This is a genomic window from Streptomyces sp. NPDC059166 (assembly GCF_042755185.1).
Lineage (GTDB): Bacteria > Actinomycetota > Actinomycetes > Streptomycetales > Streptomycetaceae > Streptomyces.
Genome location: NZ_JBHZCI010000006.1, coordinates 118,733 through 136,287, shown reverse-complemented (window position 1 = coordinate 136,287; position 17,555 = coordinate 118,733). Strand labels below are relative to the sequence as shown.

The 17,555-nt window shown below is 70.1% G+C and carries 20 protein-coding genes; 12 read left to right on the top strand and 8 right to left on the bottom strand.

Features of this window, described 5'->3' with window-relative positions:
• Positions 1-3: 3 nt before the first annotated feature.
• From ACFXOA_RS06860 to ACFXOA_RS06850, 3 genes are all read left to right on the top strand, one after another.
• Complete coding sequence (locus tag ACFXOA_RS06860; protein ID WP_385023378.1) at positions 4-396, top strand: DNA-binding protein; 393 nt, start codon at positions 4-6, stop codon at positions 394-396.
• A gap of 359 nt (positions 397-755) precedes the next feature.
• Positions 756-986 carry a hypothetical protein gene (locus tag ACFXOA_RS06855; protein WP_385023376.1) on the top strand — a complete coding sequence of 77 codons (231 nt, stop codon included), beginning with the start codon at positions 756-758 and terminating at the stop codon, positions 984-986.
• Positions 983-1,390: a PIN domain-containing protein gene (locus ACFXOA_RS06850; protein WP_385023374.1), complete on the top strand. Its 408-nt coding sequence runs from the start codon at positions 983-985 to the stop codon at positions 1,388-1,390. Before ACFXOA_RS06855 ends, ACFXOA_RS06850 begins: the two co-directional genes overlap by 4 nt.
• Before the next feature lie 758 nt (positions 1,391-2,148).
• On the opposite strand, the gene ACFXOA_RS06845 is transcribed toward ACFXOA_RS06850, so the two are convergent.
• A complete protein-coding gene (locus ACFXOA_RS06845) occupies positions 2,149-3,396 on the bottom strand; it encodes a hypothetical protein (RefSeq protein ID WP_385023372.1) in 1,248 nt (415 codons plus the stop codon).
• A gap of 105 nt (positions 3,397-3,501) precedes the next feature.
• Positions 3,502-3,660, bottom strand: a complete 159-nt coding sequence (locus ACFXOA_RS06840) for a DUF6879 family protein (RefSeq protein ID WP_385023521.1) — start codon at positions 3,658-3,660, stop codon at positions 3,502-3,504.
• Between the two features lie 255 nt (positions 3,661-3,915).
• Here ACFXOA_RS06840 and ACFXOA_RS06835 point away from each other — a divergent pair, with 255 nt between their 5' ends.
• Positions 3,916-4,185, top strand: coding sequence for a type II toxin-antitoxin system Phd/YefM family antitoxin (locus ACFXOA_RS06835; protein ID WP_235455136.1), 270 nt, complete (start codon positions 3,916-3,918; stop codon positions 4,183-4,185).
• Entirely contained in the window at positions 4,178-4,441 is a 264-nt protein-coding gene (locus tag ACFXOA_RS06830) for a type II toxin-antitoxin system RelE/ParE family toxin (RefSeq protein WP_385023370.1), read from the top strand. Before ACFXOA_RS06835 ends, ACFXOA_RS06830 begins: the two co-directional genes overlap by 8 nt.
• A gap of 84 nt (positions 4,442-4,525) precedes the next feature.
• On the opposite strand, the gene ychF is transcribed toward ACFXOA_RS06830, so the two are convergent.
• Positions 4,526-5,614 (bottom strand): redox-regulated ATPase YchF, encoded by a 1,089-nt coding sequence (gene ychF, locus ACFXOA_RS06825; RefSeq protein ID WP_385023368.1) that lies wholly within the window; start codon positions 5,612-5,614, stop codon positions 4,526-4,528.
• Between the two features lie 228 nt (positions 5,615-5,842).
• Here ychF and ACFXOA_RS06820 point away from each other — a divergent pair, with 228 nt between their 5' ends.
• Complete coding sequence (locus ACFXOA_RS06820) at positions 5,843-6,460, top strand: DUF6542 domain-containing protein (protein WP_385023366.1); 618 nt, start codon at positions 5,843-5,845, stop codon at positions 6,458-6,460.
• Between the two features lie 202 nt (positions 6,461-6,662).
• On the opposite strand, the gene ppgK is transcribed toward ACFXOA_RS06820, so the two are convergent.
• Both ppgK and ACFXOA_RS06810 read right to left on the bottom strand, forming a co-directional pair.
• Complete coding sequence (gene ppgK, locus ACFXOA_RS06815; RefSeq protein WP_385023364.1) at positions 6,663-7,400, bottom strand: polyphosphate--glucose phosphotransferase; 738 nt, start codon at positions 7,398-7,400, stop codon at positions 6,663-6,665.
• Positions 7,401-7,626: 226 nt separating this feature from the next.
• Positions 7,627-8,616: a 4-hydroxy-3-methylbut-2-enyl diphosphate reductase gene (locus ACFXOA_RS06810; protein ID WP_385023362.1), complete on the bottom strand. Its 990-nt coding sequence runs from the start codon at positions 8,614-8,616 to the stop codon at positions 7,627-7,629.
• Between the two features lie 148 nt (positions 8,617-8,764).
• Here ACFXOA_RS06810 and ACFXOA_RS06805 point away from each other — a divergent pair, with 148 nt between their 5' ends.
• The 4 genes from ACFXOA_RS06805 to ACFXOA_RS06790 all read left to right on the top strand — a co-directional run bounded on the left by ACFXOA_RS06805 (position 8,765) and on the right by ACFXOA_RS06790 (position 12,426).
• Positions 8,765-10,114, top strand: a complete 1,350-nt coding sequence (locus ACFXOA_RS06805) for an APC family permease (protein ID WP_385023360.1) — start codon at positions 8,765-8,767, stop codon at positions 10,112-10,114.
• 30 nt (positions 10,115-10,144) lie between these two features.
• On the top strand, positions 10,145-11,356 hold the full coding sequence (xseA, locus tag ACFXOA_RS06800) for an exodeoxyribonuclease VII large subunit (RefSeq protein WP_385023358.1): 1,212 nt from the start codon (positions 10,145-10,147) through the stop codon (positions 11,354-11,356).
• 40 nt (positions 11,357-11,396) lie between these two features.
• Positions 11,397-11,654, top strand: a complete 258-nt coding sequence (locus ACFXOA_RS06795) for an exodeoxyribonuclease VII small subunit (RefSeq protein ID WP_385023356.1) — start codon at positions 11,397-11,399, stop codon at positions 11,652-11,654.
• A 181-nt stretch (positions 11,655-11,835) separates the two neighbouring features.
• Complete coding sequence (locus ACFXOA_RS06790; protein WP_362539085.1) at positions 11,836-12,426, top strand: malonic semialdehyde reductase; 591 nt, start codon at positions 11,836-11,838, stop codon at positions 12,424-12,426.
• Positions 12,427-12,498: 72 nt separating this feature from the next.
• On the opposite strand, the gene ACFXOA_RS06785 is transcribed toward ACFXOA_RS06790, so the two are convergent.
• Entirely contained in the window at positions 12,499-13,029 is a 531-nt protein-coding gene (locus ACFXOA_RS06785; protein WP_385023354.1) for a DUF4245 domain-containing protein, read from the bottom strand.
• A gap of 144 nt (positions 13,030-13,173) precedes the next feature.
• Between ACFXOA_RS06785 and glpX the strand changes: the two genes are divergently transcribed.
• On the top strand, positions 13,174-14,205 hold the full coding sequence (gene glpX, locus ACFXOA_RS06780) for a class II fructose-bisphosphatase (protein ID WP_385023352.1): 1,032 nt from the start codon (positions 13,174-13,176) through the stop codon (positions 14,203-14,205).
• Positions 14,206-14,270: 65 nt separating this feature from the next.
• Here glpX and ACFXOA_RS06775 read toward each other — a convergent pair whose 3' ends face one another.
• Together ACFXOA_RS06775 and ACFXOA_RS06770 are read right to left on the bottom strand one after the other, a co-directional pair.
• Complete coding sequence (locus tag ACFXOA_RS06775; protein WP_385023350.1) at positions 14,271-14,642, bottom strand: WhiB family transcriptional regulator; 372 nt, start codon at positions 14,640-14,642, stop codon at positions 14,271-14,273.
• Positions 14,643-14,804: 162 nt separating this feature from the next.
• Positions 14,805-15,476, bottom strand: a complete 672-nt coding sequence (locus tag ACFXOA_RS06770; protein ID WP_385023348.1) for a DUF1707 domain-containing protein — start codon at positions 15,474-15,476, stop codon at positions 14,805-14,807.
• 227 nt (positions 15,477-15,703) lie between these two features.
• Between ACFXOA_RS06770 and ACFXOA_RS06765 the strand changes: the two genes are divergently transcribed.
• Entirely contained in the window at positions 15,704-17,371 is a 1,668-nt protein-coding gene (locus tag ACFXOA_RS06765; RefSeq protein WP_385023346.1) for a fumarate hydratase, read from the top strand.
• The last annotated feature ends 184 nt before the right edge of the window (positions 17,372-17,555 follow it).

Here is a 17,555-nt window from a genome sequence, read left to right as displayed (position 1 = left end):
CTGATGCCCGGCACCCTACTGCTCGACAGCGAAGGCCTCTCCAAGCTCTACCGCAAGGACCGCACCGTCATGGCCCTGATCCAAGCGGCATCGGAGGAAGGCATCCGCGTGGCCACAAGCGCCATGACCACCCTCGAGGCCGACTACGAGCGCATTCACCCCGCCCGGATCAAGTGGGTCCTCTCCCGCGTCGACGTTCACGACGTCACCAAGGAGATCACCGATCAGGCCGCGGCCCTCCTGCGCAGCCACCGCCTCCACGGTCACGAGTACGCCATCGACGCCGCCTTCGCCGTCATCGCCCGCGCCGCACCGCAGCCGGTCACCGTCCTGACCTCCGATCCCGAGGACCTGACGCTCCTGTACGGCCCCGCGGTAGAGGTCGTCAAAGTCTGAACGCCGACCGCAGTCGCACCAACCAGACCCGTCACCAACACCTCAGCGCTTCGCGGCACAAGGACCCCACACGGACCTACACCTGCGTTCAATAATAAGCGGGCCTGACACACCTTTTGACTGCCCGTCAGACGTCGAAGCGGGATTCCACGACAAGGCTCTGACCTGCCGGAATGCGGGCGCGTCCCAGCACCATCCCAGCACCGGAGTCGCAGCTGAGTACATCAAGATCCTAGGCCGCCCACATTACGTCGCCGGATGCGAGCAGCACAGCACCCCGCCCATTGTAATAATTTCTGTACTAGGCCGGCTCCCATGAAGTCACCCGCCCCGGCGGCACGGAGAACATCTCCGTCTCGATGCCCTCGGAACTCCTCGGTGCTCTGCGCACGCGCACCGGCAAGCGCGGCGTCTCCGCGTACGTGACCGCGGCGGTCCGGCACCAGCTGGCGATGGACGGCCTCGCCGAGATCGTGGCCGCCTACGAAGCCGAGCACGAACCGTTGAGCGAGGCCGAGATTCAGGCCGCGCAGCGCGAACTGTTCGGTGACGCACCGGCGCCGTACGCGTCCGGCGACAGCGCCGCGTGAAAGAGCCCGCAGTCAGGTCCCTGGTTCTCGACTCCCAGGCGCTGTCGCTGCTCCTGCGCAACGACCGCCGGACGGTCACCCGGATCGAGGCCGCACGGCGCGTGGGCGTGCCCGTCCTCGTGTCGGCCCTGACGGTGGTGGAGGCCGTCCACGGGAAGACGGACACCGCCCGGCTCCGCTGGGTGCCCTCCCGGCTTCAGGTCCAAGACATCACCGAGGCGGACAGCCTCACCGCGGTGCAGCTACTGAGCGACGCCGGTGGTCTGCACGGCCACAAGTACGCCATCGATGCCCTCGTCGCCGCGATGGCGCTCCGCTCCCCGGCACCCGTCCTCGTACTGACCTCGGACCGCGACGACTGGTCGAAACTGTGCGGCGACAGCGTACAGATCACAGAGGTCTGAACTCGGCCCCCGACGCGCTGAGCACAGGCGCTCGGCGCGTGGGTGAGACAGGTCGTGGCGGTGCCTCGGCACACATACCTGTGCACCTCGCAGCTCCGGGACCGGTTGACCTCGACGGCCGGCGCCCGCTTCACTGACGCCGCACGACCGCCGCACCACACGTCCCCGTGGTCTGCCGACTGCCGGGCCGGAGTCCCACACGAAATCCGAGCACGGGCACCCTCATCCCATCCCAGCACGGTACGGATGACCAGGGGTGATCACGGGTGACGAGGGGTCGGCCATCCCAACACGGGAAAAACCAAGGGCCCGACCCCGAAGAGTCGGACCCTATCTGACCTGCATGTTTGCCAGATCAGCGACGTGGTGAAACGTCAGCCGCTACACGTTGAAGCGGAAAGCCTGCCAGCCGACCGTGACCTGCGACGGAGCCCCGTCCAGGGCCCTGACCAGGGATTTCTACGTTGATATGCGTTGGACTCCGACGGGCGTTTGCGGGTGTCCTGCGGACTGTCTGCGGACTCGCCGGGCCTCCGTACGTGCCGGAGATCCGCGGCATGCCACCCGCCCGTCGATGAGGGCGGGTCGTGTCCACGGGGTTGGGGTACCGACTGAAACGGCTCTTCAACAGCACAACCAGGTGCAGCCGCCCTTCGGTGACGTCCTGGAATCGGGCGACAGGGTGGACCGGGGACGACACTGCACACGCGCGGCCGCCTCGAAGTCAGGGTGGAGGCCGTGGTCGAGGCGAGCGGCAGTCAGGTCGTCTGCCGGAGGGGTATGACCTCGCCCCCCTTTCCGGCATGCCGGAGGGTGGCGGTTTCTGCTGCACGATAGCTGTGCAGGGTCCGAGCGATAATCGTCACGCCGAGGGCGAGGTCGTCCCGGATCAGGAGGTTGAGGTGGTCTTCCACGTGGACGTAGCCGCCGCCCTCCGGCCGTGACATGCTGCCGCCGACTTCTGCATCGCCGAGACCGGCTTCCTGAAGGTCGGTGCTGAGTTCCCCGGCGACCTGCTGACCGAAGCGCCACGGCCTTCCCACCACGGGGAGGGTGAGCGACAGCCGCCAGGATCTGCTGGCGGACAGCGGGCTCGGGCCGAACCAGCGGGGCACAAGCTTGCCCTGCGGCAGGCCGCTCAGGGCTTCCACGGCCCAGCAGGCCTCTGCCCGGTCACTAGGTTGAGCGACCGCGCGCATCAGGACGGGATGGGTGTACCCGGCGTCGGAGAGTGCGTCGGCCAGCGCCGCCAGGTGCTCGTATCCATCGGGCGCGGTGCAACGGTCGAGGGCCTGCAGTACTGCCGGAGCCCTTAGCGTGCGGTCCCCAATCGCTGCGTCCAAGCGCTCTCGGGCGTGGGCGAGCAGCGCCGACCACGCAGCGAACGGAAAGTCCTCCGAGTCCGGCGCACGGAGGGAGTACAGCGGCAGACCGTCATCGCCGTGCTGGTCGACGGCTCGGTGGCCGTCGGTCCGGCTGGTCCACACAACCCCAGTGCCGCGCAGATCCCGCAGGTCGAACCAGTCGCGTGTCTCCGCCCGCAGCCCGCCTTCCCCGTCCCCGGGCCGCATCACCTCGAACGCCGCGTCCACCAGCGGCGAGACCCTGTCCAGGTCGTCTCCTTCCGCCAGGAACGCGAAGCGGCACAGCAACGCCAGCATCGGCCCGGGATGCCGCAGCTCCGGGTCGTGCAGGGCGACTACGCGGCACAGCAGGTCCAGCTCCGGCCAGGGCATCACATGCGGGTGGAAGTGGGCCTGGTCGTCCCAGCCCACCGTCACCGGTTCCGGAATGCCTGGGGCCGCCAGGGCAAGACCGACGTACTCCAGCCCGAGCGTCAGGTCGAGTACCAGCGCGAAACCGCCTCCCAGCGGGAATCGGGCAACATGCGATTCCTGGTCATCCACGTCCTCGTCGTAGACGTCGGGTGCGTCGTCGTCGAATAGGTACACGGGCCAGAAGTCCGGCTCGGCCATACGGGCCGCCAGTGCGTCATCGAGAGGCATGCGGTCACAATAAGACCGCTCTGCTGACCAGGCGATCCGCCTCGAACGGACGCGCTGACTGACGCGAAGCCGTACCGCAGTCCGCGCCCGGCGCCCCTTGCTCAGTCAGTTCACGAGGACCACTTCGGATCGGTCGAACATCCAGAAGTCCTGTGCATTCGCAATGGGGTTGGGCCTGTCCGTGACGTCGAGAATGCGGATCTGCTCACCGGCCAAGGCGTGAGCCTTGTAGTACCTGCACTTCGTATTCCACCACCCGGACAGTGGGTACGCGGACAGTGGGCGAGCGACGACGTGGACGCAGCCCTGTTACGCGCTCGACAGCCCGCCCATGGTCGCCGACCACCGCATGCGCCGCCTCGTACAGCCGCCTCCTGCGGCAACCGCCTCCCGCTCACTGCGCCCCATCCCGCCCCGACCCCTCTCGCCATGTCCTCACATACTGCCACCGCTGACCCCCTGTACCGGCCGGGGCCCGCAGGTTTTGTGTACACATGGCACACCCGGTACCCTTGAAGCATGACTCAGCCGCTGCCCATAGAGTCCATCCGCGACGTACGCGCTCACTTGGCCGAAGTCGTCGAACGGGCCGACCGTGACGACGTGCCCACTGTCATCACCCGTCGCGGCAAGCAGGTCGCCGCTGTGGTCTCGATCGACGTGTTGCGCAAGTACCAGGAGTGGGAGGAGCGCGAGATCAACCGCATCATCGACGAGCGCATGGCGAGCCCGGCCGCCGGCGTCCCGATCGAGGACGTGATGAGGGAGACGCTGGCACGCAGTGAGTGACTACCGCACGGTGTTCCGGCCCGAGGCCCAGGCCGAGCTGCGTAAGATCCCGCGGGACATGGCGCTTCGCATCCTGGCCAAACTGACAGAGGTGGAGAGCGACCCCTTCGGCTTCAACACCACCGCACTCGTATCCCAGCCCGAGCGCCGCCGCCTTCGGGTCGGCGACTACCGTGTCGTCTACACGATCGACAACGGGGACCTGGTGGTGTGGGTCGTACACGTGGGACACCGCTCCACGGTCTACGACACGTAGCTGCTCCAGGTTCTGCGGACAGCTGCGGACTGCACAACGGCCTGACCTGCTTTCTCGCAGGTCAGGCCGTTTGTCCACGTCCAATCAGACGTTGAAGCGGAACTCCACCACGTCCCCGTCCTGCATGACGTAGTCCTTGCCCTCCATGCGGGCCTTGCCCTTGGCACGGGCCTCGGCGACGGAGCCGGTCTCGACGAGGTCGTCGAAGGAGACGATCTCCGCCTTGATGAAGCCCTTCTGGAAGTCGGTGTGGATCACACCGGCCGCCTCCGGGGCCGTGGCGCCCTTCTTGATCGTCCAGGCGCGGGCCTCCTTCGGGCCTGCCGTGAGGTAGGTCTGGAGGCCCAGGGTGTCGAAGCCGACGCGGCCGAGGGTGGCGAGGCCGGGCTCCTCCTGGCCCATGGACTGGAGGAGTTCGAGAGCCTCCTCGTCGTCGAGCTCGATCAGCTCGGACTCGATCTTGGCGTTCAGGAAGATGGCCTCGGCAGGGGCGACCAGGGCGCGCTGCTCGTTCTTGAAGTCCTCGTCGACCAGCTCGTCCTCGTCGACGTTGAAGACGTAGAGGAAGGGCTTCGTCGTGAGCAGGTGCAGCTCGTGGAGGAGGCGGCCCTTCTCGGTGCCGGCGGTGATGCCCCGGGAGAAGAGGGTGTGGCCCGCCTCGAGGATCTTCTGGGCCTCCTCGACCGCGGCGAGGACCGCGACCTTGTCCTTCTGGAGGCGGGACTCCTTCGTCAGGCGCGGGACGGCCTTCTCGACGGACTGCAGGTCGGCGAGGATCAGCTCGGTGTTGATCGTCTCGATGTCGTCCTTGGGCGAGACCTTGCCGTCGACGTGGACGACGTTCTCGTCCTTGAAGGCACGGATGACCTGGCAGATCGCGTCGGACTCGCGGATGTTCGCGAGGAACTTGTTGCCGAGGCCCTCTCCCTCGCTGGCACCGCGCACGATCCCCGCGATGTCGACGAAGTCGACCGTGGCGGGGAGCAGCTTCTGGGAGCTGAAGATCTCGGCGAGCTTGTCCAGGCGGGGGTCCGGGACGCCAACGACGCCGACGTTCGGCTCGATGGTGGCGAACGGGTAGTTGGCCGCCAGCACGTCGTTCTTGGTCAGGGCGTTGAACAGGGTCGACTTGCCGACATTCGGCAGACCGACGATTCCGATCGTGAGCGACACTTTGGCGACTTCCTGGAGTGAGGAGCGGGGCTGTGCGGGCGGGCCGGGGTGGACCGATTCTCCAGTTTACGGGCGGGGGCGCTCGGCCTGTCACGGGCGCGGGGAGGAAGGCCGGTCCACGGCCGAACGGTGCTGTTTCGGCCGTGCGGGATCGAACGCAACGCCAAGGTCGGCCAAAGGGCGTGTCCAACGCCCGAAAGAGTGCACCCGGCGACCTAGGTTGTCGGGGTGGAGCAGCACAGGACTCGTACCCCGCAGCGCAGGCAGGCCGCGCAGGTCCGGCCCGCACCGTCCGGCGGCCCCGGTGAGGCGCCCGCCGCGGCGTCCGGTCCGGCGGTGTCGGTGGCCGTCGCCCCGGCTCCCGCCCCGGGTGGTGGCGCGGTGCCCGGGTCGAGGCAGAGCAGTACGCCACCGGTGGTCCTTGCGCTGCGGCGGTTCCCCAACCCACGGTTGACGGGGATCGGCGCCGGGCTCTTCGCGGCCCTGACGATGTTCCTGCTGGCCTGCGTGGACCGGCTGCTGTCCGGCGGTTCCGCGATCGTCTACGGGGTGCTGTTCCTGCCGGTCAGCGCGCTGACGGCACTCTGGGTGCGGCCCGCCGACCTGGTGACGGCCCCGATCATCGTGCCCATCGCCTTCGCGGTCGGCGTGATCCCGGTGGCCGGGGGCACGGGCGGCTTCGGCGGGCAGGCGATGGCCGTGGTGACGGCGCTCGCCGTCCATGCCGGCTGGCTCTACGGGGGCACGCTCGTCGCGGGGCTCATCGCGAGCGTGCGGAAGGTGCGGCAGATGCGGGAGCGGCAGCGGCACCTGGCCAGGACCGCCACCGGCCGCCCCCGCGTCTGAATCCCTTCCGAGGAAGGGGCCGGTGAATTCCTTCCGGGGGAGGCCGGCTCAGCGGTCCCGGCCCCTGCGGTACACGGGTGCCGGTTCTCACGTACCCGCGCTCACGTACCCGCCGCTCACGTACCCGCGCTCACGACCTGCGGCTCACGTACCCGCCGCTCACGGCCCGCCGCTCACGACCTGCGGCTCACGTACCCGCCGCTCACGTACCCGCGGCGGCCATCGCGGCGCCCACGATGCCGGCGTTGTTCTGCAGCTGGGCGGGGACGATCTCGGCCCGTACGTGCTCGATGTGCGGCAGGAACTTCTCGGCCTTGCGGCTGACGCCGCCGCCGATGATGAAGAGCTCGGGTGAGAACAGCATCTCCACGTGGACCAGGTACTTCTGCACCCGGTGCGCCCAGTGGTGCCAGCTGAGGTCCTCGTCCTCCTTGGCCTTGGTCGACGCGCGCTTCTCGGCGTCGTGGCCGTGCAGCTCGAGGTGTCCGAGCTCGGTGTTGGGCACCAGGTGCCCGTCGGTGAAGAGCGCGCTGCCGATCCCCGTGCCGAGGGTCAGCACGAGCACGGTGCCCTTGCGGTCGCGGCCGGCTCCGAAGGTCATCTCGGCGACGCCCGCCGCGTCCGCGTCGTTGAGGAGGGTGACGGGCTGCCCGATGCGCTCGCCGAGGAGCTTCCCGGCGTCCGTGTCGATCCAGCCCTTGTCGACGTTGGCCGCGGTCCTGGTGATCCCGCCTGTGACCACTCCGGGGAACGTGATGCCGACCGGCCCCTGCCAGTCGAAATGGCTGACGACCTCGGCCACACCGTCCGCCACGCTGTCGGGCGTGGCCGGGTGGGGCGTCAGTACCTTGTGGCGCTCCTGCGCCAGCTCTCCGCGGTCCAGGTCAACGAGCGCACCCTTGATGCCCGAACCGCCGATGTCCACACCGAAGATCTCCATGGGATCCACGGTAAGGGCAGGTGGCGCGGATCACTCCCGGAGGGGCCGATCCGGGAGCGCGCGGCGGGGACGGCTCACGCCCCGTGGGCACTCGCCGCGCGCCCGGGCGCCGCAGATGCGCCGCGCACTCCCGGCGCTCCAGGCACTCCGGGCGCTCCAGGCGCTCCAAGCGCGATGGAGACGGCTCGCGCCCCCGCCCCGCGCCACCTGGTGATGCCGCCCGCTGCTACTCCGCCGACAGCGCGGCGGCCTCGGCGCGCAGGTCTCGCCGGAGCTCCTTGGGCAGCGAGAAGGTGATCGACTCGTCGGCGGTCTTCACCGTCTCGACGTCCGCGTAGCCCCGCTCGGCGAGCCACTCCAGCACGCCGTCGACGAGGACGTCCGGCACCGAGGCGCCCGAGGTGAGACCGACCGTGGTGACGCCTTCCAGCCACGCCTCGTCGATCTCGGCGGCGAAGTCGACCAGGTGGGCGGCGGGCGCGCCGGCGTCCAGGGCGACCTCGACCATGCGGATCGAGTTGGAGGAGTTCTTGGAGCCGACGACGATGACCAGTTCGGCGTCCTCCGCCAGCTTCTTCACCGCGACCTGGCGGTTCTGCGTGGCGTAGCAGATGTCGTCGCTCGGCGGGGAGATCAGGTTCGGGAACTTGTTCTTCAGGGCGCCGACCGTCTCCATGGTCTCGTCGACCGAGAGGGTGGTCTGGGAGAGCCAGACGACCTTGTTCTCGTCGCGGACCTCGACGTCGGCGACGTCGTCGGGGCCGTCGACCAGGGTGATGTGGTCGGGTGCCTCACCGCTGGTGCCGATGACTTCCTCGTGGCCCTCGTGGCCGATCAGGAGGATGTCGTAGTCCTCCTTGGCGTAGCGCACGGCTTCCTTGTGGACCTTGGTGACCAGCGGGCAGGTCGCGTCGATGGTGGCGAGCTTGCGCTCGGCTGCCTCCGCGTGGACGGTCGGGGCGACTCCGTGCGCGGAGAACATCACGATGGAGCCCTCGGGCACCTCGTCGGTACGCTCGACGAAGATCGCGCCCTTCTTCTCGAGGGTCTGCACGACGTACTTGTTGTGCACGATCTCGTGGCGCACGTAGACGGGGGCGCCGTACTGCTCCAGGGCTTTCTCGACGGCGATCACGGCGCGGTCCACGCCCGCGCAGTACCCCCGGGGTGCGGCGAGCAGGACACGGCGGGCAGGCTTTGCAGTCATGCGTCCCATCGTAGGGGGTGCCGGACGGGCGTCTCGGGTCCGGAGGCCGCGGCCTCGGGACCGGCGTGCCGGGTACCCCCTCAGGGACGCACCGAAGAGGCGCGCGTCGTGCGAGGTCGGGAGACTGGGGCGAACGCATCACAGCGACGGAGGGTTCATGGCGGACAGCGGCGGCAGCACGGTCGAGGGAGGGCTGCGGCGCACCCTCGGATTCCGGGACCTGGTGGTGTACGGGCTGCTGTTCATCGCTCCGATGGCCCCGGTAGGCGTCTTCGGCACGCTGGACGCGAAGTCCGACGGCGCCGTGGCGCTGGTGTACCTGGTGGCGACGGTGGTGATGGCCTTCACCGCGTTCAGCTACGCGCAGATGGTGCACGTCGCCCCGCTCGCCGGGTCGGTCTTCGCGTACGCGCGCAAGGGGCTCGGGGAGGGGCCCGGGTTCATCGCGGGGTGGATGGCGATGCTCGACTACCTGCTCATCCCGGCGGTCGCCTACCTGTTCTCCGGGATCGCGATGAACGCCCTGGTCCCCGAGGTGTCGCGGTGGGTGTGGACGGCGATCGCGGTGGTGGTGACGACCGCGCTGAACCTCTGGGGGGTCAGGGCGGCCGCCCGGGTGGGTTTCGCGGTGCTGGCCATGGAGATCGTGGTCCTGCTGGTGTTCGTGGTGTCCGCGGTGGTGGTGCTGGTGAGGGACGGTGCCGAGCGCGGCTGGCTGACGCCGCTCACCGGGGACAACGGCTTCTCGACGACCGCGGTGCTGGGGGCCGTGTCCGTGGCGGTGCTGTCCTATCTGGGCTTCGACGCGATCGCCTCGTTCGCCGAGGAGGTGACGGGCGGTTCGGCGAAGGTGGCCCGCGCGGTGCTGTTCTGCCTGGTGCTCGCCGGCGCGCTGTTCGTGGTGCAGTCGTATCTGGCGGCGCTGCTGGAGCCGGTCTCCTCCGCGGAACTGGCGGCGGATCCGGTGAAGCAGGGGTCGGCGTTCTACGACGCGGTGGACGCGTCGGTGGGGACCTGGCTGCACGACCTGGTGGCCGTCAGCAAGGCGATCGGGGCGGCCTTCGCGGCGCTGGCAGGCCAGGCGGCGGCCGGAAGGCTGGTCTTCGCGATGGCGAGGGACGCCCGGCTCCCGTCGTTCCTGTCCCGGGTCGACGGGAAGTCCGGGGTACCGCGCGTCGCGATCACGGGGGCGGCGATCGTGACCCTGGTGGCGGCGGTGTGGGCGGCCCGGCGTGACGACGGGCTGGATCATCTGGTGTCGGTGGTCAACGTCGGCGCGCTGACGGCGTTCGTGCTGCTGCACGCGTCGGTGGTGGGCTGGTTCGCCGTCCGCCGCATGGAGGGCCCGCCGAGCTGGTGGCGGCATGTGCTGGTGCCTGTGGTGGGTGCGGCGATCCTGGTCACGGTGATCCTGGAGGCGACCACGAGCGCCCAGCTGGTGGGGGTGTGCTGGCTGGGGATCGGGCTTGTGGTGCTGGCGTTGCAGTGGGGGCGGCGGGCCGCCTGATTGTCGGCTCCGGCCGCTACGCTCGCCCGTATGGCTCTCACTACGTCCCCGGAAGCCCCGCTGCCCGTCGGCGACGTGTCGCGGCTGATCGGCGGGTGGATCGACCGGCTGGGTGCGGTCTGGGTCGAGGGGCAGATCACCCAGCTGTCGCGGAGGCCGGGCGCCGGGGTGGTGTTCCTGACGCTCCGCGACCCGTCCCACGACATCTCGGTGAGCGTGACGTGCTTCCGCCAGGTCTTCGACCGCATCGCCGATGTGGTCACCGAGGGCGCCAGGGTCGTCGTCCTCGCCAAGCCCGAGTGGTACGCGCCCCGGGGGCAGCTGTCGCTGCGGGCCACGGAGATACGGCCGGTGGGCATCGGCGAGCTGCTGGTGCGGCTGGAGCAGCTGAAGAAGTCGCTGGCCGCCGAGGGCCTCTTCGCCCTGGACCGCAAGAAGCCGCTGCCGTTCCTTCCGCAGTTGATCGGCCTGGTGTCCGGCCGGGCGTCGGCGGCCGAGCGCGACGTCCTGGAGAACGCGCGGCGGCGCTGGCCCGCGGTGCGGTTCGAGGTGCGCAACACGGCGGTGCAGGGGGTGCACGCGGTGAACCAGGTGGTCCAGGCGGTCCAGGAGCTGGACGGGCTGCCGGAGGTCGACGTGATCGTCGTCGCCCGCGGGGGCGGCAGCGTGGAGGACCTGCTGCCGTTCTCGGACGAGGCGCTGATCCGGGCGGTGGCCGCCTGCCGTACGCCGGTGGTCTCGGCGATCGGGCACGAGCCGGACTCGCCCCTGCTCGACCTGGTGGCCGATGTCCGCGCCTCGACGCCCACGGACGCGGCGAAGAAGGTGGTCCCGGACGTCGGTGAGGAGCTCGACCGCGTCCAGCAGCTCAGGGACCGGGCGCTGCGCACGGTGCGGGGGCTGGTCGACCGCGAGGAGCGGGGCCTCGCCCACGCTCTCGGCAGGTCGTCGATGGAGCGGCCGCAGCGGATGGTGGAGGAGCGGGAGGCGGAGGTCGAGGCGCTGGTGGGTCGCAGCCGCAGGGTGCTCGGGCATCTGCTGGACCGCGCCGACTCCGAGCTCTCGCACACCCGGGCCAGGGTCGTGGCGCTGTCGCCCGCGGCCACGCTCGAGCGGGGTTACGCGGTGCTGCAGCGGCCGGACGGCCATGTGGTGCGCTCCCCCGCGGAGGCCGGTGCGCCGGGCGAGGAGCTGCGGGCGCGGGTCTCGGAGGGCGAGTTCACCGTACGGGTCGCGGAGTGAGCGCCGGGCTTTGTCGGACCCCGCGCATAGGGTGGACGGCATGACGGACGACGGGACGACGGCGCCTGCCTCGACGGGCACGCTCGGGTACGAGCAGGCACGGGACGAGCTGATCGAGGTCGTACGCCGCCTGGAGGCCGGCGGCACGACGCTGGAGGAGTCGCTGGCCCTGTGGGAGCGCGGCGAGGAGCTGGCGAAGGTGTGCCGGCGCTGGCTGGAGGGTGCGCGCGCCCGTCTGGACGCGGCTCTGGCCCGTCCGGAGGAGGAGTCCCCGGAGTCCGGCGACTCCGCCGGGTGAGCCGGATGGCGCGCGGGCGGCCCCGCTGATCCACCGGGCACCGACGCACGTCCGGGGCACGGGACCTGTGCTGTGGATCACCACGGGACCGATTTAGTTGAACTTTAATCTATCGCTGGGTTACGGTGCTCCGAGTCCGCCCCACGGCTCAGCCCGTATCCATCCGGAAGGTACGCCCGAGATGTCCCTCGTTCTTGACCCCGCCGCCCAGGACCTCCTCTTCCGCGAGGCCCGCACCGCCAACACGTTCACCGACGAGCCGGTGACCGACGAGCAGGTCCAGGCCATCTACGACCTGGTCAAGTACGGGCCCACGGCGTTCAACCAGTCGCCGCTGCGTGTCGTGCTGGTCCGTTCCGCCGAGGGCCGCGAGCGCCTGGTCAAGCACATGGCCGAGGGCAACCGCCCGAAGACCACGGCTGCGCCGCTGGTCGCGCTGCTCGTCGCCGACCACGAGTTCCACGAGGAGCTCCCGGCGCTCATGCCGCACTTCCCGCAGGCCAAGGACGCGTTCTTCTCCGAGCGCCCGGTCCGCGAGCAGTCCGCCGCGCTGAACGCCGCCCTGCAGGCCGCGTACTTCATCATCGGCGTCCGCGCCGCCGGCCTGGCCGCCGGACCGATGACCGGCTTCGACGCCGCGGGCATCGAGAAGGAGTTCCTGGACGGCGACCACAAGCTGCTCATGGCCGTCAACATCGGCAAGCCGGGCGAGGACGCCTGGTTCCCGCGCCTGCCGCGCCTCTCCTACGACGAGGTCGTCACCACCGTCTGATCCCGCCCGTACGACGAAGGGGCCCACGGCGCGCACAGCGCCGTGGGCCCCTTCGTCATGGAGCCGGAGACCTCAGGAGGAGGCGGCGGCGGTCTTCAGCGCCGCGGCCATCTCCGCCAGCCGCTCGGGCGGGGCGGAGCCCGTGACCACCGTGGTCACGTCCTCGGCGTGCAGCACGAGGGCGTCGTACTTCGGCCCTTCCCAGCGCTGCCACTCCCGGCCGCCCACCTGCTCGGTCCGCCCGGTGTCCGCGGCGTGCTGGGTCACGTCGGGGACGTACTTCTTCGCGGGCGTGGTGGACTGCTCCACCGCGACGTACTTGCCGTCGGGATCGAGGAAGCCGAGATGCCAGCCCGAGCCGTCCTGCCCGGTGTACGAGACCGAGGTCGGCTTCCACCCCTGCGGCAGCCCGGAGGGGGCCGCGACCGGGTACGGGGCGGCGCGACGGGCCGTCGCGAGTTCGACCCTGTAGTCGACCGCCTTGACCGGGTCGGCCTTGTCGTCGTGCGGGATGAAGATGTAGACGACGCCCGCCACCGCGGTGATCACGAGCATCGACAGGAACATGTCCCGGACGGTCTGCTTGCCTCGCTTGCTTGCCACGGGGTCAATGGTGGCATGGGCCCCGGGCCGCCCGACCGGCGGGCACCCGCTCATCGGTGACCCGGTCTGCTCATTTTATCGACCTACCGATAGAGTCACAGCACCCTCTTTTCCGGTCGTCGTCGTACAGAAAGGTGCGCTCCGATGTCCGAGCATCATCTGCCGTCCCAGCTCGAGGTCTCCCCCGAGGCCCCCGACCGCAACCTGGCCATGGAACTCGTGCGGGTCACCGAGGCCGCGGCCATGGCGGCGGGGCGCTGGGTCGGCCGTGGCGACAAGATCGGCGCCGACGGCGCCGCCGTGAAGGCCATGCGCACACTCGTCTCCACGGTGTCGATGAACGGCATCGTCGTCATCGGTGAGGGCGAGAAGGACGAAGCCCCCATGCTCTTCAACGGCGAACGCGTCGGCGACGGCACCGGGGCCGAGGTGGACATCGCGGTCGACCCCATCGACGGCACCACCCTCAACGCCAAGGGAATGCCCAACGCCATCGCGGTGCTGGCAGCCGCGGACCACGGCGCGATGTTCGACCCGTCCGCCGTCTTCTACATGGACAAGCTGGTCACCGGCCCCGAGGCCGCGGACTTCGTCGACATCAACGCGCCCGTGTCCGTGAACATCAGGCGGGTCGCGAGGGCGAAGAGCTCCACCCCGGAGGACGTCACCGTCGTCGTCCTCGACCGGCCCCGCCACGACGGGATCGTCAAGGAGATCCGTGAGACGGGCGCCCGGATCAAGTTCATCTCCGACGGCGACGTCGCCGGTTCGATCATGGCCGCCCGCGAGGGAACCGGCGTCGACCTGCTCATGGGGATCGGCGGAACCCCGGAAGGCATCATCTCGGCCTGCGCCATAAAGTGCCTCGGCGGTGTGATCCAGGGCAAGCTCTGGCCCAAGGACGACGCGGAGCGGCAGCGCGCCCTGGACGCCGGCCACGACCTGGACCGGGTGCTCTCGACGGACGACCTCGTCAGCGGGGACAACGTGTTCTTCGTGGCCACCGGCATCACCGACGGTGAACTGCTGCGCGGTGTGCGGTACCGCGCGGAGACGGCCACCACCCAGTCCCTGGTGATGCGTTCCAAGTCGGGCACCATCCGGACGATCGACTCCACGCACCGCCTCTCGAAGCTGCGGGCGTACAGCGCGATCGACTTCGACCGCGCCAAGTAGGGCCGTCACGCGCGGAGGTGGGGGCCGCCCGGTGCGGGCGGCCCCCACCTCGTCACCTACGGATCTCAGCCCGCTGCGGCTATGCGGCCCGCGCGGGCGGCGGCCTTGAGCTCCATCTCGCGCCTGCGGCGCCGGGCGAGAACCACACGGCGTTCGGCGGCGGTCAGGCCGCCCCACACCCCGTAGGGCTCCGGCTGCAGGAGGGCGTGCTCCTGGCACTCCACCATCACCGGGCATCTCGCGCAGACCTGCTTCGCGGCCTCCTCGCGGGAAAGCCGTGCGGCGGTGGGTTCCTTCGACGGGGCGAAGAACAGCCCGGCCTCGTCCCGGCGGCACACCGCCTCCGAGTGCCAGGGGCCCCCTTGGTCCTCCCGCGCGGGTGCGCGCTGGGACTGCGCGGCGGCTACCTGCAGGGGCTGATGCGGGATGTGCAGCACGGTCCACTCCTGACGACGGCTTGGGCTTCGTGAGCGAGAGGCGATGCAGCACTCCCTACCCGCTGTGCGCACGCCTATGCACTGCGTGGCGCCGCCGCACCCCCGCCGCAAGGGGTCCTCGTCGCCGATGGCGCGAAACAGCCCTTGCCCGGCCGGACCGGCTCAGGTACCGAGGTGCTTGCGCAGCTGCTTGTGGAGGTTGGCCACGAGCTTGCCACGCTTGGGCTTCGCCTCGACGTTGCCGAAGACGGAGTAGCCGTTGACCACGACGACCGGCGCCTCGGGGTCGGTGGACTCCAGCGTGTCCACCTCGAAATTGCCGAAAACACCCGTCCCGCTGCCCCGGAGCGAGATGTTCTCGGGGACCTTGACCTCGACGCTGCCGAAGATGGACGTCGCGTTGATGACGGTGAGCCGCTGACCGAACAGGGCCTCGGTCAGGTCGATCTCGACGCTGCCGAACAGCGCGAACGCGTTGGTGCGGCCACCGACCCGCCAACGCCCCCTGCGGGTGGAGCTGCTGAAGACCGCCACCAGGTTCTCGGCGGGGCCGGTCGTCGCGTCGGCGCCGGCGTCGAAGGGGGCCGCGGACGTCCGGGCACCGCCTGCGGCCGCGGGCAGGTCCTGGATCAGGGGGTCGAGTTCGCCGACGGTCTTCGCCCGGTAGACCAGGTCGACCCGCTCGGCGTGCTCCTCGGCGGTCAGCCGGCCCTCGGCCATGGCTTCCCGCAGAATGTCCGCGATCCGGTCGCGGTCCGCGTCGGACGCACGGATCCCGGCGGGCGCGGGTTCCGCCGGAGCTACGGGCTGCTGGGGCTGCTTCTCGAGGTCCACCGGACCAGCGTACCCAAACGCGATAGATCGCGACAGGTGGCTCTCCGGCCCGTCCTGGATCCGCGCCCGCCCCCTGCGGGCCGCGGTCCCGGGCCGGCCGCCGACGGGACCGGTGCAACTCGGGGTGAGCCTTACCTCACAGGCCCGCCGTACCGCCGGAGCCCTACCCTGGTGGATGCGCTGCCCAAGGGTGGTCAGCCGCTGTCGCCGAGTGAGGAATGGCCGAAATGCCAGAGTTTGCGTACTCCGATCTGCTGCCGCTGGGAGAGGACACCACGCCGTACCGGCTGGTGACCGCCGAGGGTGTCTCGACCTTCGAGGCCGACGGCCGTACGTTCCTCAAGGTCACCCCGGAGGCGCTGCGCACCCTGGCCGCCGAGGCCATGCACGACATCTCGCACTACCTGCGGCCCGCCCACCTGGCGCAGCTGCGCCGCATCGTGGACGACCCCGAGGCCTCGTCCAACGACAAGTTCGTCGCGCTGGACCTGCTGAAGAACGCGAACATCGCCGCGGCCGGTGTCCTGCCGATGTGCCAGGACACCGGTACCGCGATCGTCATGGGCAAGCGCGGCCAGAACGTGCTCACCGAGGGCGGTGACGAGGAGGCCCTGTCGCACGGCATCTTCGACGCGTACACCAAGCTCAACCTGCGCTACTCGCAGATGGCGCCGCTGACCATGTGGGACGAGAAGAACACCGGCTCGAACCTGCCGGCGCAGGTCGAGCTGTACGCGACGGACGGCGGCGCGTACAAGTTCCTCTTCATGGCGAAGGGCGGCGGCTCGGCCAACAAGTCGTTCCTCTACCAGGAGACGAAGGCGGTCCTCAACGAGGCCTCCATGATGAAGTTCCTGGAGGAGAAGATCCGTTCGCTGGGTACGGCGGCCTGCCCGCCGTACCACCTGGCGATCGTCGTCGGCGGCACCTCCGCGGAGTTCGCGCTGAAGACCGCGAAGTACGCCTCCGCCCACTACCTCGACGAGCTGCCCGCCGAGGGTTCCCCGACCGGCCACGGCTTCCGTGACAAGGAGCTGGAGCAGAAGGTCTTCGAGCTGACGCAGAAGATCGGCATCGGCGCGCAGTTCGGCGGCAAGTACTTCTGCCACGACGTCCGGGTGGTCCGTCTCCCCCGCCACGGCGCCTCGCTGCCCGTGGCCATCGCCGTCTCCTGCTCGGCCGACCGCCAGGCCACCGCGAAGATCACCGCCGAGGGCGTGTTCCTGGAGCAGCTGGAGAAGGACCCGGCTCGCTTCCTGCCCGACACCACGGACGAGCACCTGGACGAGGCCGGGGACGTCGTGCGGATCGACCTGAACCGCCCGATGGACGAGATCCTCGCCGAGCTCACCAAGTACCCGGTGAAGACCCGGCTCTCGCTGACCGGCCCGCTGGTCGTGGCGCGCGACATCGCGCACGCCAAGATCAAGGAGCGGCTGGACGCGGGCGAGGAGATGCCGCAGTACCTGAAGGACCACCCGGTGTACTACGCGGGCCCGGCGAAGACCCCGGAGGGCTACGCCTCCGGTTCCTTCGGCCCGACGACGGCCGGCCGCATGGACAGCTACGTCGCGCAGTTCCAGGCGGCGGGCGGCTCCAAGGTGATGCTGGCCAAGGGCAACCGGTCCAAGCAGGTCACCGACGCGTGCGGCGCCCACGGAGGCTTCTACCTCGGCTCCATCGGCGGCCCCGCGGCACGCCTGGCCCAGGACTGCATCAAGAAGGTCGAGGTCGTCGAGTACGAGGAGCTCGGCATGGAGGCCGTCTGGCGCATCGAGGTCGAGGACTTCCCCGCCTTCGTCGTGGTCGACGACAAGGGCAACGACTTCTTCACCGAGCCCGCCCCGGCGCCGACCTTCACCAGCATCCCGGTGCGGGGCCCCGGCCTGGCGTGACCTGCCGCTTCGGCGGTGGTGCAGGGGCGCCCGGCAACCGTGCCGGGCGCCCCTGGCACGTGGGCCGTGTCCGTCACCCGCGCGCGCCCGGGTGACGGCCGGGAGGGCGCCCGAACCGGCGGCCCTCCCCGGTTCGCACTCCGGTGGTGTCCGAGGTGAGCGGGCGGGTGCCGGGAATACGGGG